We start from the raw sequence: 14,459 nt of genomic DNA on the forward strand, positions 1-14,459 counted from the left end.
ACATTTTCACTTCAACTACTATTCCCACACTTTACGCATACGATCTTCAGATTATGCTAGAACTAAAAATACATCTTCTTTATAAAACAAAAGCAACCTTCTCGGTTGCTTTTGTTTTATTTGTTTTATCCGTTTTTCTTCGCCATGAAGAAAATACGCTCTGTTTGTTCTGTAACTTCAAGTCGCTCAAAATCACCTGTTACACGAAGAACTGTAAAACCTGCTTCTTCAAGCCATTTCGTTAACTCTTCCACTTGATATGCACGTTGCACGTGACATTCGTCAAACCGATGGTACACATCTTCTTCCGGATCTTGAACAAAGAATGTCAAATCATGCTCTACACTATTTGATTCTTCACCAGGGAAGCAATTCCAAATAAGAGATATTTCTTCTCCATTCACTGTATACGTTTCATTTTGAAATACATGATGTATTTTATATAAAGAATGTACATCAAATAAAAACAAACCATCTTGACGCAAATGGTGAAACACTCTTCTAAATGTTTCTTGTACTCCATCTTCTTGCAATACATAATTTAATGAATCACAAAAAATCGTTACACAGTCAAACTCACCCGGAACATCAAGCTCGCGCATATCTTGTTGGTAAAAAGGAATAAAATGCCCTTCTCCGCCTAGTTTTTGCTGAGCGACTGTTAACATTTCTTCTGAAAGATCGACACCTATTAAATCGTAACCCTTTTGCACAAGCGGCAGGGTTACATTACCTGTACCGCATGCTACATCAAGAATTTTTGCCTCTTTCATACCTGCCTGCTGTAAACTTTCCTCTGTAAATTCCACCCATTTATCATAAGGGACATCATTCATTAGTTCGTCGTACAACAATGCAAATTGTTCGTATTTCATTGTCCTAACTCTTCTGTAATATCTTCACGTGGCACATCGCCCCATAGACGCTCTAAATTATAGTGATTACGCTCATCTTTATGGAATACATGAGCAACTACATCTCCAAGATCAACTAATACCCAACGTGCTTCGTCAAACCCTTCCATACGTTGTACGTCGATTTGGAACTCATGTGCTTTTGATTTAATTTCACGTGCAATTGCTTGCACTTGTTTATCTGAATTTCCGTGACAAATAATGAAATAATCTGCAATTGGTGAAATACCTTGCATATTTAGGACAACCATATCTTCTGCTCTCTTATCATCAGCTGCTTTTGCCGCTAATACTAATAATTCTTTATCGTTCATTTACTCATTTCCTCCTTGATAACTGCATTGTATGTTTGGAATGTTAATGGATAAATCGTCTGATCTTTTTCCATTAAAAATTGAATTGTTCTTTTTAACGCAAATAATAGGGCTTGATTTATATCCGTATATGCGAGTTTACGAGCCTCTTCCACTCCTGGAAACTTTCGCCCAGGTTCAATGTAATCAGCTACATAAATCACTTTATCTAACATCGTCATATTCTCATGACCACTTGTATGATATGTAATAGCTTGCAAAATTTCAGAATCCGTAATGCCTACTTCTTTTTCTAGTAAGTATGCCCCAACAGGTGCATGCCATAACTCTTTGTTATAGCAAAGTAAATCTTTCGGCAAATCTTCACGTTTAATAATCTCTTCCATTTCTGAAATTGCTCTACATTTCGCATAATCATGGAATATAGCTGCCATCTCTGCTTTTTTCTCGTCCACACCGTATAACTTAGCAAGCTCAATCGCTGTCTCCATTACACCAATTGTGTGTATATAACGTTTTTCATGCATTTGTTGTTTGACAATATGCAGTGCATTCTCACGATTCATACAACCCATTCCTCTCGATATATACCTGTACTTTTTCAGGAAGTAAATATTTACACGTTTTCTTCTCTTTATATCTCTCACGTAATAAGGATGAAGAAACTGCAAATTCCGGAATTTCCACTGTAGTAATCTTATATGGTGTATGCAATGTATACCCAGGTCTTGCAACTCCAACAAAAGTTACAAGATTAAGTAAAGCTTCAATGTTATACCACTTCGGTAAATATTCAACCATATCCCCACCAATAATAAAGTGAAACTGCACATCCGGATACTTCTTCGTCAATTGTAACATAGTGTCATACGTATAAGATGGGCCCTTCCTACTTAGCTCTTCTAAACAAATAGAAAAGTGTTCTTCTGCCTCAGTCGCGAGCTCTAACATATGTAAACGACTTTCTACACTTGTAATATTACGCCCTTGTTTATGTGGCGGAATCTGGTTTGGCAAGAACCATACTTCTTCCAAGTTCAAAGCGTGATATACTTCATTTGCAATTAGCAAATGTCCATAGTGAGGCGGATCAAATGTACCGCCAATGATGCCAATTTTCCTCAAAAGAAACGCCCCTTCCTTTTATATACAGCAACTCTCCTTGGTTAGGAACGAAGAGAGTTGCTATTAATAAAAGTTCAATTGGTTTCGCTCTCTACATCATTACGCATCAGCGATAAAAAATAGCGCATGCTAATCTTTTTATCGAGGAAGCTTAATTTGTTTATTTTCTCTTGATTCTTTGTATAAAACGATTGTGCTTCCAATTACTTGAACGATTTCAGCACGTGCACCTTTTGCAAGTTCTTCCGCAACCTCACGGCGATCAAATTCACAGTTTTGTAATACGCTCACTTTAAATAGTTCACGAACTTCTAACGCTTCTCCAATTTGTTTTACCATATTTTCATTTACTCCGCCTTTTCCTACTTGAAAAATTGGTGTTAAATGATGTGCTTGTGCACGTAAAAATCTTTTTTGTTTTCCTGTTAACATATATGTTAGCCTCCAAGCTTTTCTATAACTAATTGTTTCATTCGATTAATATTTGGTACACGTCCTGTCCACATTTCAAATGCAAGCGCTCCTTGATAAACAAACATATCAATACCATTTTGAATGATTGCGCCTTGCTCTTTTGCCTCACATAAAATTTTCGTTTCAAATGGATTATAAATTATATCTGATACAATCGTTCCTTTTTTTAACGAACACATTTGTAATGGCGTATGTTCGACGTGTGGATGCATACCTATCGTTGTCGTCTGAATGATAATATCATAATTTCCTTGTTCTTCTGTCGCTTTTTCTAACGACAAAGCAACAGAATTAACATCGGCCGTACGTGCAGCAATAAGTTCTTTCGCCTTATCTACTGTACGATTGGCTACATCAATCTCTTTTACACCTACATCAGCAAGAGAAAAATAAATAGCTCGGCTAGCACCACCTGCACCAAGTAACAAAATACGTTTCCCTTGAAGTGGTTCATTACTAATTGACTGCAGCGCTCGAACAAAACCAATTCCATCTGTGTTGTAGCCAATTAACCTTCCATTCTTATGAACCACTGTATTTACTGCACCGATTTTCCTTGCCAATGGATCAATCTCATCCAAATACTCCATGATAGCAACCTTGTGCGGAGTTGTTACATTAAATCCTGAAATACCTAATGCTTTTAAACCTCTTACTGCTTCCCCTAGCGCTTCCTCTTCAACAAGGAATGCATGATAATGGGCATCCATATTCAAGTGTTCAAATGCATCGTTATGCATAACGGGTGATAATGAATGTCCAATTGGATTTCCGATTACACCATATAATTGTTTCATAAATCCCTCTCCATATTAAATTAAAGATTTACGTAGTGAAACACTTACTCCTTTTGGTACGTGTGCAACAATTTTTGCGCCTGGTTCGTTCACAGTAACCCATCCTAATCCAGAGAATACAACATCCGTCTTTGGTTCACGAATATTAAATTCGTATTTCACTAACTCAGGCATATTTGCTAATTCTTCTGGCGTTGGCGGGCTTAGTAAATCTCCAGCATGATTTTTATATAATTCATCTGCTTTCTCAAGCTTTGTACGATGGATTGTTAAACGATTCGAGAAGTGACAAGTAAACGCACGACGACCACCACTTACATAATCAAAACGTGCCAATCCACTAAAGAATAACGTTTGTTCTTCATTTAATTGGAATACCATCGGCTTAATTTCTTTTGTTGGTGTAATAAGCTTTAAGCTTTGCTTCCCAACATAATGAGCCATTTGGTGGTGGTTAATAATACCTGGCGTATCATATAAAGAAGATTCTTTGTCTAATGGAATATCAATTAAATCCAGTGTTGTTCCTGGGAAATGAGATGTTGTAATTACATTTTCAGTCTCATCACTAAATTCTTTAATCATACGATTAATAAATGTCGATTTCCCTACATTCGTACATCCAACAACGTAAACATCTTTGCCGCCGCGATAATACTCAATAGCATCTGCTAGTTCAGCAATTCCTTGTCCCTTCGCTGCACTAATTAAAAAGACATCTTCTGGTTTTAATCCTAGCTGCTTTGCACTATAGCGCATCCAATGCTTTACTTTATCATGTTTTACTGACTTTGGAATTAAATCAGCTTTATTTCCAACAAGTAATACTTTATTATTCCCTACGAAACGATGTAAGCCAGGTAACCAGCTACCATTAAAATCAAAAATATCTACAATTTTGACTACTAATGCATCTGATTTTCCAATTCCATTTAAAATGCGTAGGAAGTCATCATCTGTTAACGATACATCTTGAATTTCATTGTAATGCTTCAAGCGAAAACAACGTTGACAAATGACTTGTTCTTTTTCTAAAGATGAGGCAGGAGCATACCCCACTTCATTTTTATTTTCTGTTTGAATTTCTACACCGCAACCAATACATTTAATTGTTTCAGTCAAACTTTATTCCTCCCAGTTAATTAAACCTTTTTTCTTCATATTTTTCATAATTCTTCGTTCAATTTTTCGATTAAAGCGCGTTACTAATCCGTCCGTTTGTGCTACCGGTACAACTAAAATTGTATGAAGGCCTACTCGGTTTCCACCAAGCACGTCAGTCAGTAACTGATCTCCAATTACTACAACTTCATCTGGCTGCAAACGCATCTCTTGTATCGCACGCTTAAATGCGCGAACAAATGGTTTACGTGCACTATGAATAAATGGAATACCTAATGGATCAGCAAAATCTTTCACACGTTGCTCATTATTATTTGAAACGACCGTTACTTGAATGCCTTGCTCTTTCATTTCCAAGAACCATTTTTCAAGTTGCGGCGTTGCATTGGGACGATCCCATTCAATTAAAGTGTTATCTAAGTCAGTAATAACGCCTTTAATCCCACGTTTTTTTAAATCTTCTGGTTGAACATGATATACATTTTTCACATATTCATTTGGTAAAAATAGTTTCAATTTCTTTCACCTCTTTGAGGATTTTTCATAAAATTTTTCGACAACATTTTTCGATATATAACCTGTGGATAAAATTGTACACATTTTCCACATTAATTTTGCAGTTAATTTGGAATTTACTAACAAACTATACACACTTTATCCACCTAGGTATGTGGATAACCACTCGTTTGTGACTGTCATATTTTTTTGGTACATTAAATGCATCAACGAATCAATCCTTATATTATTAGGAGGTGACTCACCTTGAAAACAAAACATATGGAACAGTTATCCACTGAGTTACTCACTGAGTCTTATTATAAAGCAAAAGAACTAAAATTAAATCCCGACTTCATTTTACTTATAAAACAAGAAATCATTAGACGCTCATTAGAGGACAAGCTTGTCAAATCATCTTGATTACATATAAAGTGAAAGTTTAATCAGCCCTTACCAATCAAACAGTTAAAGGATAAATTATTAGATGCCCTGTAAAAAGAGCCATCCTACGATGGCTCTCGAATAAACAAGTACTCCCATCTAGGGGATTTCATCATTAAGTATCTTTGCCCATAACTCTTACTTACGGTTATAAAAGCTTTTCTTTATTTATGAGCTAAGCGAGTAGCTATTTTTTCACCAAGACGAAGCTCTTGTCCACTCTTTAATTCCTGCACTACTTCTATCATATCTTTTTCAAACAATAACACAACTGTTGAACCAAATGTAAAGTATGCCATTTCTTCACCTTTTTGAACAGTGTCTCTCTCATGCAAAAGCTCAATACTATTAACAAACATAGCACCTACTTTTATAAGAGCCATATGCTCGCCATCACTGCTTACTTCTGTAACAGAACGATAATTTTTTGACAGTGGTTCTTTCCCGTATTCCATACCAGCTGCATTTACCGGATATGATTTTCTACCGAGTACAAATCTTTCAGTCACAGAACCAGAAAGCGGACTATGAATGCGATGATAATGACTTGGACTCAAATAAATTACCATATATGTACCGCCTGCATATCGCGTTGCACGTTCTTCATTACCTAGCATATCCACGATTGAATAGCGCTTTCCTTTAATATCAAATGTTTTTGTATCCTCAATAGGACCATGATCTGCAAAAACACCATCAACAGGACTAACGATACTCGATGCATCTGTATCAATACTACGCTTTCCTTCTTTTAGCTTACGCGTAAATAATTCATGCAATGTTCTATATTCCTTCAAACCCTTTTCCATCTCATCTTGATTAATTTGAAAAACTTTCGCATACGATGGAATAATGATAGAGCTCAAACGAGATTGTGCAAATTTACGTAATATATAAGAAGTAAAGCGACCATTTGTAAGTTCTATCATAAGTCGATATAATGTACGTCGCAAATTGCGAAACCCCCTAATCAGTCTATAACTTTAGTTTTCCCTTATTTTCTTTCTATATCATACGTAAAATTGGTTCTTATTCCCACATATCATATAAAGCAGCCTTATTATACATACAGAAAACTAAGTATGGTATTATTCTTAAATTATTTAGCACCTTCTAATATTACAGATAGAATCCGTCATTTTCAACAGTGAACATGTATTTCTTCTTAGCATAACTCGTTTTCTTTTCTTATTTACAATAAGAAAAGCAGCCTATTTTAAAATATGGCTGCTTCTAATACACTTTACTCTTTCGCTTTTTTCTCTTTCTCTGCCCTTACAAACTCGTGGAACATTTTCATTAAAGCACGCTTTTCGATCCGTGATACGTAACTTCTAGAAATGCCAAGTGCCTTAGCGATTTCCCGCTGTGTTTTCTCCTTATCTAGCCCGAGTCCAAAACGTTTCACAATCACTTCTTTTTCTCTTTCGTCTAAAATATCGATATACTCTTTAATTTTTTCTAACTCCATACTAAGCTGAATCATATCAATTACATCTTCAGACTCTGATTTTAATATATCAATAAGCGATATTTCATTGCCCTCTTTATCTTGCCCGATCGGATCATGAAGTGAAACATCTTTTTTCGTTTTCTTTAGTACACGTAAATGCATCAAAATTTCATTTTCAATACAGCGTGCTGCATACGTCGCAAGCTTCGTTCCCTTTCCTGCAGAATAGCTCTCGATCGCTTTAATGAGCCCGATCGTACCAATTGAAATTAAATCTTCTGCATCTTCTCCTGTGTTCTCAAATTTTTTAACGATATGAGCTACAAGCCGTAAATTATGTTCAATTAAAAGATTTCTCGCTTGAGCATCACCTTGCTCCATTAACTCTAAGTACTTTCTCTCATCATCTGATGATAACGGCTGCGGAAACGCATTATTTTTCACATAAGAAACAAAGACAAACACTTCTCGAACCATATATCCAATTGCGGCGAATAGACTCAAACCTTTCACCTCCGCCAAAATAGTGGTCTTTATTATGTGTATGTGGGCTTGAGGTTGTTTGTGTCTGTACAGTTTATTTATAAAACTCAACACTTCCAACATTTAAAATATTTTATTGTTATATTATAATTATATAAAATTGTTATTTATATATGAATATGCTATTAAAGGGGAAACTATTCATGCTTACATTAGATCGATTATTAAATGTAACAATTTATTTAGGGGTATTTTTACTTTTCATTTCGTTCATTACTTTTGTTATTAAGAGAGGGCCTGATTTATTATTTTTTCAATTTGGAATTTCTTTGTTTTTTGGAGCTCAAATTATAATTGGAATGAAATTTTTTCATAATTATGGTTTCTCCTTTCACTCAAAACTAGAACTACTTATCTTTATTTTCTATGTAATTGGATTTATTACATGTATACTACTGTTCTTTAACTTTCAAAATCCGTATCGAATTTTTTTATTAATTTGTAGTTTTTTATTTTTAACTGGATCCAATTATTACTTTAAAGAAACATTAAATTTTAGTAAAAAAACTCCAAAGCAACATAAAACTTTTTTAAGTACACAAGAAGACTCTTTTCCAAAAGAAGTCCGTAAATTTTCAGAGGATTACAATAACATAATAAGGAATGATTTTTATGAAATACCGATGATTCCTACTGAATTACAGATTACAAGCAAAAAACATTCTTCCCATAGTACATCTTTCTTAGTTGAACTTTATAATAGCGAGAATGAAATTACTGATGACTCTGTACAATTAACTCCATCAGACCGTTTTTATATACTGTTAAATACACAAAAAACAAAAATATCAAAAATAGTATATGAAGGGCAAAATTTTTTCACATTAACAGTCACACTAAAGGCTCTTAATTTACAGCAAGAACCAGAAATTCATAATATGTTTTTAGAAATAGATAAACGTAGAGCGATGAATCTTCTTAATTTTGAAATTAAAGCCCATACTAAAGAATGGAAAGTAACATTTAAAAGTGATAATTCTTCTTCCAATCTTCCTATCACATTTAATTTTGAAAAACGAACAGGCAAATTATAAAAATAAAAAGAGTTATTTTCTTTGAAAAATAACTCTTTTTACTTTACTTACTCCAAATCTTTCTCCCAGTTTGGGCATCAATATAACGAATTTCCCGACTACAATCAAAAGGTTCTTTATGTTTTTCATCTGTCGTTTGTTTGTACAGTAGTTTGTATTTCGTTTCCTCTGCATCATGATCTACAAACCATTCTAATTTAACTCGGATAGCCTCTCTGTATATTTCTAACGCTTTTTCTTTTGTTACTTTTGGTGTTGTTTCATATGCAAGTAATTCTTTTATAAAGTTGCCAGACTCTCCAGAGTAGTGCATCACAGCACCATTTTCTGCATTGATGTTGATCATAATATATTTCCGCTCTACATGAATGTCATTTACATAGATTGAAAAGGAAAACCTCTCTATCCCCTCTTCCTCCTCATAATTATCCCAAAGTTGAACATACTTTGTCGCATCTGGGATAATATGCTCTAAAAATTGAAGTGCCTTGCTTAAACATTGCTCTCTCGATAAGATTGTTTTCCTTTTTTTCTCATCCTTCCACATAAAAAAAGAAAGCAATTGATTTGTTTCTTTATCTAGAGTAATTACAACGAATTCATCATGTTTCAACATTGGAAAATGTTTTTTATAAAACTCATCCATTGAATATGAATCCTTCTCTTCTATTTCTTTTTGTAATTCTTCTTTTAATACAAATTTTATCCGGACTTCATCCTCATCTACTTTTTCATCTATTTTGACAAACTTCTCCTTGTCCCAATCAAATAAATCAAACACATCTTTTTTTTGACTACTCTTTAGCGGTTTATCAACAAGTACTGTAGAAGGTAATTTATAGTGTTCTGGCCCATATAAATCTTTACCTGTACTTGCATCAATAAACGCATGACTAGGCTCTGGTTCATATACAAGATGGTACCCTTTTACTTCTTCCTCGTTTTCATACTCACATGAAGAGTATGTTAAATCTACAAATACAAGTCTCATATCTTGTCTAGCTTTCAAATTTTCTAAAACGATATTCTCCCCAACAATTTCACTTGGCCATAACGGTTTTTTCTCTATGGCTTTTTGTCCATTATAATGAAAATGCACAACATTATCTGAAGGGTGCACTCGCACAACACACCCAGTATTCGGCAATGGATAGCTATTCACTTCTTGCATATAATTTACTTCTTTCCAACCGCGCCTGTCGTCCTTAACCGTTACATATGTATAGAATTCATATCCTTCTTTTGTATATTTTTTTAAGAATGTATTTGCAACCTCTCTTGCTTTATTCTCCTCTATCGCTCCCTTATCACTCGAAAAAGAATTTCCATCATCTATCCTAAATTCAATTAAATTACCAGTATGTCTATTTAATGTAATTTGTATCTGTTTCTCCTCATCATCTTTATGTCCCCACCATAATAGATGATACGGGTCATCAACCCCTTCTTGATCATCTACAACAAGCCTATATTCATCTGGAATTTCAATAATATGAGCTACGTGCTCTTTTCTTTCTTTATCTTTTTGATTCACCATGCCCTCTCCTTTGTTACAATTTAAGGTAATTATAACAAAGAAAACCAAAACTTATTAACAAAAAAAAAGACTAGAGATATCTCTAGTCTTCTACTTCGTCTCACGGTGTAACGTTACTCGCTTTAATCGTGGACAATATTTTTTTAGTTCGATACGTTCTGGATTGTTTCGTTTATTTTTTTTAGAAATATAATTACGATCACCGCACTCCGTACAAGCTAATGTAATATTTACACGCATAGGTAATTCTCCTTTCTTTCAAAGATCGCAAACTAAAACGTAATGATTACGATTTATATATTATAAAACTTCATTCTATTTGTCAATTGCAAAAACAAGAAGATTCCATTTAGAATCCCCTTGTTTTTATAGTTAAATAAATTTTATTAAAACGATTCGTATGTAACAAACTCACTAATTGGCTTTCGATATCCTCTTGGACGAACTTTAGTCGTATCACTTTTCCCTATCGTAATCATTAAAACAGGTATTACATGCTCTGGCATATTTAATTCACTTTGTACTGCTTTTTCATCGAAACCAATCATTGGACATGTATCATAGCCATAATATTTAGCTGCGTACATAAAAGTCATCGCGCTTAACGAAGCATTTCTAATCGCTTCATCCTCCATGAAACGCTCTCCTTTTCCTTCATATAAACCTTTCGTTTGCCTAATTGTATCTTCATATTCGCATTCATCAATCATTTTTAAAACTTTCATACCGAAGTAAATATTTTCAACATTTTGGTATGCTCTTTTATCACCACAAACGAGCACTACCGCTGATGCACTCGATACTTTATATTGACCGAACGCTAATTCTTTTAATCTTTCTTTTCGCTCTTGATCACGAATTACAACATAATGTGTGTGCTGCAAATTATAGCAAGATGGAGAAAGCTTAGTTAACTCAAATATTTTTTTAAAATCCTCATCAGGGATTTCTATACCTTGTATAAATTTCATTGCAGAACGTCTAGCAATTGCTAATTCTTCAAAGTTCACCGTATATCCTCCTTAATAACTATAAATTTAAATATACATTAATTTATACAAATGGATAAATCAAATAAAAACACTTTAAATCCGAATAATAATTATGATTAACAGCAAAAAAGACAAAAAGCTGAAACAATTAGTTCATACGAAATTCACACGAATCTATTACTATAGAAATTGTACATAGTGAACTTATTAACAATCACGTTTATTTATATAGAATCTTACTCGAAAGGAGTTGAAAGTATGAAAACTAAATATCGCTTTATGATCTCATCATTTGCTGCTTGTGCTTATATGATTTGGTATTTAGTATAATAACAACCTCACTTGTAAATAGGAAAAGGTGTGTATATAAATGGAATATAATCAATCAACAGTTAACTACTGGAAAGCTTTTGTATTACCATATACATTTGCTTTAGAAGAGTTAAAAACTAAATTTGAAATTATGAACCGGGAAGCTCAATTTTTAGAGGATTACAACCCGTTTGAACATATAAAAACAAGACTAAAACAACCTGAAAGTATTATTAAAAAGCTTGAACGTAAAAATTTATTACCGACAGTTGAAAATGCCCAAACGCATTTACAAGATATTATTGGTATTCGTATTACATGTTGCTTCGTAGAAGATATTTATCATTTAAAAGAAGTCATTCAAAAGCGTGAAGATATGGAAATCATAGAGGTAAAAGATTATATCGCTAACCCAAAACGAAACGGTTATAAAAGTTTACACATGATTATTAAATATCCTTTATCACTGAATTCTGGTACAAAAGATGTATTTGCAGAAATTCAGTTACGTACACTGGCAATGGACTTTTGGGCAAGTTTAGAACACAAACTTTATTATAAATATGAAGGGAAAATACCGGAGTATTTAAAAGATGAACTACATGATGCAGCAATGAAAGCTGAAGATCTTGATAATAAAATGGCCACAATTCGTCAAGATATTGATGATATTGAGGCATGCTCAAATCAAATTATGCTACCACTATAAAAAAAGGTTCTCGCCAATGAGAACCTTTTTTATACCATTTTTTTGGAGGTGTGACTCCCACGCTTATTAAAGTTTCACGTTATTTTTTCTCTATCGTGCGAACCTCTTCAATCTTCCATTTCTCATCTTCTTTTCCAAGAGCGTACTGTACTTTCTTTTGAAGAGTGACACTATCGTCTACTTCCTTTTCTTTCGTTTCAACAATAACATACCCTACTTTACTAGCTTTCATATCTATATGTTCCAATTCAATCTTCTTATTTCCCTTTTGAAATGCGGCTTCTTTTTGTGTTTTTAAGTCTTCAGCACTAGGCATCTTCTTTGAAAATAACTCCATATGTTCTGCAAGATTTTTTTCATTCGTCGTTCGCACAAATGTAGTAATAACATCTTGAATAGATCTCTCTTCTTCTTTTGTTATTTGTACCTTTTCCTCAGATTTTTTAGTAGTAGATTTTTGTTCTACGTTATTCTCTTCTTGTTGACATCCAACTAGTAATACTACAAACACTAGAAGGAATCTTAATTTCCTAAATATTTTTTCCATATTCCCAACTCCTAAAAAGAAAAGTGAGGCATTTCGCCTCACTTTCGCTCTTAATTAACGTCTTCCTTTATTCGGATCGCCACCGCCAACAATATCAAAGACACGTTTCGCTATATTTGTATTCTCTTGAACGCCTGAGAATAAGTATTTACCTGGACCAAATGCATACACGTTCACATCTTCCCCTGTATGTCCACCAGTTGTCCAGCCTGTAACCGAGCGCTTATTGAAAATATCTTCAATTGCATTATCAATCTTTGTTACATCTTTTGACGGAGCTATATCATTTACAGCTTGAATTTCTTCTGGAGTTAATTGTAAATCAATATACTTTTTCAATGTTTCTTCTACATTTGCACCTTTTGCAATCTCATTTGCCATAAAGTCTGGTGTGCGTTTTGCAGCTTTAATTGGATCTACTTTAAAGTTATACTCGCCATTGGCCCCTAAAGATAATCCACCTGTAGCGTGGTCTGCCGTTGCAACAACTAACGTATTTTTATCTTTTTTCGCAAACTCAATCGCTGCTTTGAAAGCTTTTTCGAAGTCTTCCATTTCACTCATTGCACCAACGATATCATTATCATGTCCAGCCCAGTCGATTTGACTTCCTTCCACCATTAAGAAGAAACCATTTTTATTTTTGTTCAAACGCTCAATTGCTGCATTAGTCATTTCTTCTAATGAAGGTGTTTTATCATTACGGTCAATCATTTTATCTAATCCACCTGGTGCAAATAAACCAAGAATTTGATCATTTTTATCATTTAACAATTGATCTCGATCCGTTACATAGCTATAACCAGATTTCTTAAACTCTTCTGTAAGATTACGATCTTTTCTAACAAAGTTCTTTACGCCGCCGCCAAGCATAACATCTACTTTATGCTTCCCTTTAATTTTCTCATCAAAATAATCATTTGCAATTGCGTCCATATTTTTACGGCTAATGTCATGCGCACCGAAAGCAGCTGGTGTTGCATGTGTAATTTCAGAAGTTGCAACAAGTCCCGTTGATTTCCCTTTTTCTTTCGCTTGCTCAAGAACCGTTTTCACTTCCGCTTTATCATTATCAACTGCAATTGCAGCATTATATGTTTTAATCCCTGCTGACATAGCTGTTGCTGCTGATGCAGAGTCTGTAATATTTTCATGCTCATCTTCTGGGTATGTTTTTTGTGTTCCTACAAGATGCTTATCAAATTCTGTAGATTCCATTTCAAAGGTTTTTGGATTATCTTTCATATAACGGTGAGCCGTCATATATGAAGGGCCCATACCATCCCCAATTAATACGATAACATTTTTAATCTTTGCATTGCTTCCGTTCTCATCTGCATTAACCTCACTAGAACGAGTAAAATTCCATGTTGCTACCGAAGTAACTGCTAATGATGCCACAACTGCAAATGGCCATGCTTTTTTCACAAACTTTTTCACTGTCTTGTCCCCCTAATTAGGTTATTCATTTCCCACTATCAAATTTAATGGAAGACTATTAAGAGAAAATTAGCTGTATGTAAATTTTTTGTTAACTTATGTAAATATCAGTTATAATTTGTATAACTTTGTCTCTTCGTATCAGCCATCCTGCCCTTTACAATTTAAATATAAACAGGTTGGATTTCATTTAACGTAAATCTCTTT

18 protein-coding genes are annotated in these 14,459 nt (G+C 34.0%); 3 read left to right on the plus strand and 15 right to left on the minus strand.

All coding sequences use genetic code 11. The features are described from left to right. Nucleotides 1-125 precede the first annotated feature (125 nt). The 8 genes from MHH27_RS22275 to MHH27_RS22310 all read right to left on the minus strand — a co-directional run bounded on the left by MHH27_RS22275 (nt 126) and on the right by MHH27_RS22310 (nt 5,262). The gene (locus MHH27_RS22275; RefSeq protein WP_000873074.1) at nt 126-875 is read right to left on the minus strand and encodes a class I SAM-dependent methyltransferase; all 750 of its coding nucleotides are present in this window, start codon (nt 873-875) and stop codon (nt 126-128) included. After that, nucleotides 872-1,228: a ribosome silencing factor gene (gene rsfS, locus MHH27_RS22280; RefSeq protein ID WP_000998193.1), complete on the minus strand. Its 357-nt coding sequence runs from the start codon at nt 1,226-1,228 to the stop codon at nt 872-874. The genes MHH27_RS22275 and rsfS overlap by 4 nt, the downstream gene beginning before the upstream one ends. After that, the gene (gene yqeK, locus MHH27_RS22285) at nt 1,225-1,794 is read right to left on the minus strand and encodes a bis(5'-nucleosyl)-tetraphosphatase (symmetrical) YqeK (protein ID WP_075719079.1); all 570 of its coding nucleotides are present in this window, start codon (nt 1,792-1,794) and stop codon (nt 1,225-1,227) included. Before yqeK ends, rsfS begins: the two co-directional genes overlap by 4 nt. Beyond that, nucleotides 1,784-2,353, minus strand: coding sequence for a nicotinate-nucleotide adenylyltransferase (gene nadD, locus MHH27_RS22290; RefSeq protein WP_001226048.1), 570 nt, complete (start codon nt 2,351-2,353; stop codon nt 1,784-1,786). The genes yqeK and nadD overlap by 11 nt, the downstream gene beginning before the upstream one ends. Nucleotides 2,354-2,491: 138 nt before the next feature. Continuing rightward, complete coding sequence (gene yhbY / locus MHH27_RS22295; protein ID WP_000955227.1) at nt 2,492-2,785, minus strand: ribosome assembly RNA-binding protein YhbY; 294 nt, start codon at nt 2,783-2,785, stop codon at nt 2,492-2,494. A gap of 5 nt (nt 2,786-2,790) precedes the next feature. After that, a complete protein-coding gene (gene aroE, locus MHH27_RS22300) occupies nt 2,791-3,624 on the minus strand; it encodes a shikimate dehydrogenase (RefSeq protein ID WP_053563633.1) in 834 nt (277 codons plus the stop codon). A gap of 15 nt (nt 3,625-3,639) precedes the next feature. Further along, nucleotides 3,640-4,746, minus strand: a complete 1,107-nt coding sequence (gene yqeH, locus MHH27_RS22305; RefSeq protein ID WP_090977046.1) for a ribosome biogenesis GTPase YqeH — start codon at nt 4,744-4,746, stop codon at nt 3,640-3,642. Between the two features lie 3 nt (nt 4,747-4,749). Beyond that, nucleotides 4,750-5,262, minus strand: a complete 513-nt coding sequence (locus MHH27_RS22310; RefSeq protein ID WP_000765314.1) for a YqeG family HAD IIIA-type phosphatase — start codon at nt 5,260-5,262, stop codon at nt 4,750-4,752. A 246-nt stretch (nt 5,263-5,508) separates the two neighbouring features. On the opposite strand from MHH27_RS22310, the gene MHH27_RS22315 reads away from it, so the two are divergent. After that, nucleotides 5,509-5,664: a sporulation histidine kinase inhibitor Sda gene (locus MHH27_RS22315; RefSeq protein WP_000850094.1), complete on the plus strand. Its 156-nt coding sequence runs from the start codon at nt 5,509-5,511 to the stop codon at nt 5,662-5,664. A 185-nt stretch (nt 5,665-5,849) separates the two neighbouring features. On the opposite strand, the gene MHH27_RS22320 is transcribed toward MHH27_RS22315, so the two are convergent. Both MHH27_RS22320 and sigK read right to left on the minus strand, forming a co-directional pair. Further along, complete coding sequence (locus MHH27_RS22320; protein ID WP_090977044.1) at nt 5,850-6,638, minus strand: phosphatidylserine decarboxylase; 789 nt, start codon at nt 6,636-6,638, stop codon at nt 5,850-5,852. Nucleotides 6,639-6,928: 290 nt separating this feature from the next. Continuing rightward, entirely contained in the window at nt 6,929-7,642 is a 714-nt protein-coding gene (gene sigK, locus MHH27_RS22325) for an RNA polymerase sporulation sigma factor SigK (protein ID WP_000051382.1), read from the minus strand. Between the two features lie 152 nt (nt 7,643-7,794). Between sigK and MHH27_RS22330 the strand changes: the two genes are divergently transcribed. After that, nucleotides 7,795-8,715, plus strand: coding sequence for a hypothetical protein (locus tag MHH27_RS22330; RefSeq protein WP_088022816.1), 921 nt, complete (start codon nt 7,795-7,797; stop codon nt 8,713-8,715). Nucleotides 8,716-8,758: 43 nt separating this feature from the next. Here MHH27_RS22330 and MHH27_RS22335 read toward each other — a convergent pair whose 3' ends face one another. The 3 genes from MHH27_RS22335 to MHH27_RS22345 form a co-directional block, all read right to left on the minus strand. After that, entirely contained in the window at nt 8,759-10,252 is a 1,494-nt protein-coding gene (locus tag MHH27_RS22335; RefSeq protein ID WP_097925243.1) for a YcdB/YcdC domain-containing protein, read from the minus strand. 90 nt (nt 10,253-10,342) lie between these two features. Continuing rightward, a complete protein-coding gene (gene rpmG, locus MHH27_RS22340) occupies nt 10,343-10,492 on the minus strand; it encodes a 50S ribosomal protein L33 (RefSeq protein ID WP_001265617.1) in 150 nt (49 codons plus the stop codon). A gap of 146 nt (nt 10,493-10,638) precedes the next feature. Further along, a complete protein-coding gene (locus MHH27_RS22345) occupies nt 10,639-11,262 on the minus strand; it encodes a nitroreductase family protein (RefSeq protein ID WP_001008498.1) in 624 nt (207 codons plus the stop codon). Between the two features lie 352 nt (nt 11,263-11,614). Between MHH27_RS22345 and MHH27_RS22350 the strand changes: the two genes are divergently transcribed. Continuing rightward, a complete protein-coding gene (locus tag MHH27_RS22350) occupies nt 11,615-12,265 on the plus strand; it encodes a GTP pyrophosphokinase (protein ID WP_000456218.1) in 651 nt (216 codons plus the stop codon). 79 nt (nt 12,266-12,344) lie between these two features. On the opposite strand, the gene MHH27_RS22355 is transcribed toward MHH27_RS22350, so the two are convergent. After that, nucleotides 12,345-12,812: a hypothetical protein gene (locus MHH27_RS22355; protein WP_090977040.1), complete on the minus strand. Its 468-nt coding sequence runs from the start codon at nt 12,810-12,812 to the stop codon at nt 12,345-12,347. A 54-nt stretch (nt 12,813-12,866) separates the two neighbouring features. Then, nucleotides 12,867-14,252, minus strand: a complete 1,386-nt coding sequence (locus tag MHH27_RS22360; RefSeq protein ID WP_000714908.1) for an alkaline phosphatase — start codon at nt 14,250-14,252, stop codon at nt 12,867-12,869. Nucleotides 14,253-14,459 lie beyond the last annotated feature (207 nt).

This window comes from Bacillus sp. FSL L8-0152 (assembly GCF_038006365.1).
In the GTDB taxonomy this organism is placed as follows: domain Bacteria; phylum Bacillota; class Bacilli; order Bacillales; family Bacillaceae_G; genus Bacillus_A; species Bacillus_A cereus.

Coding starts and splice junctions, on each gene's coding strand:
- MHH27_RS22275 (WP_000873074.1), bottom strand. CDS start 875: ATGAAATACGAACAATTTGCATTGTTGTACGACGAACTAATGAATGAT.
- rsfS (WP_000998193.1), bottom strand. CDS start 1,228: ATGAACGATAAAGAATTATTAGTATTAGCGGCAAAAGCAGCTGATGAT.
- yqeK (WP_075719079.1), bottom strand. CDS start 1,794: ATGAATCGTGAGAATGCACTGCATATTGTCAAACAACAAATGCATGAA.
- yhbY (WP_000955227.1), bottom strand. CDS start 2,785: ATGTTAACAGGAAAACAAAAAAGATTTTTACGTGCACAAGCACATCAT.
- aroE (WP_053563633.1), bottom strand. CDS start 3,624: ATGAAACAATTATATGGTGTAATCGGAAATCCAATTGGACATTCATTA.
- MHH27_RS22330 (WP_088022816.1), top strand. CDS start 7,795: ATGAATATGCTATTAAAGGGGAAACTATTCATGCTTACATTAGATCGA.
- MHH27_RS22335 (WP_097925243.1), bottom strand. CDS start 10,252: ATGGTGAATCAAAAAGATAAAGAAAGAAAAGAGCACGTAGCTCATATT.
- rpmG (WP_001265617.1), bottom strand. CDS start 10,492: ATGCGTGTAAATATTACATTAGCTTGTACGGAGTGCGGTGATCGTAAT.
- MHH27_RS22350 (WP_000456218.1), top strand. CDS start 11,615: ATGGAATATAATCAATCAACAGTTAACTACTGGAAAGCTTTTGTATTA.
- MHH27_RS22355 (WP_090977040.1), bottom strand. CDS start 12,812: ATGGAAAAAATATTTAGGAAATTAAGATTCCTTCTAGTGTTTGTAGTA.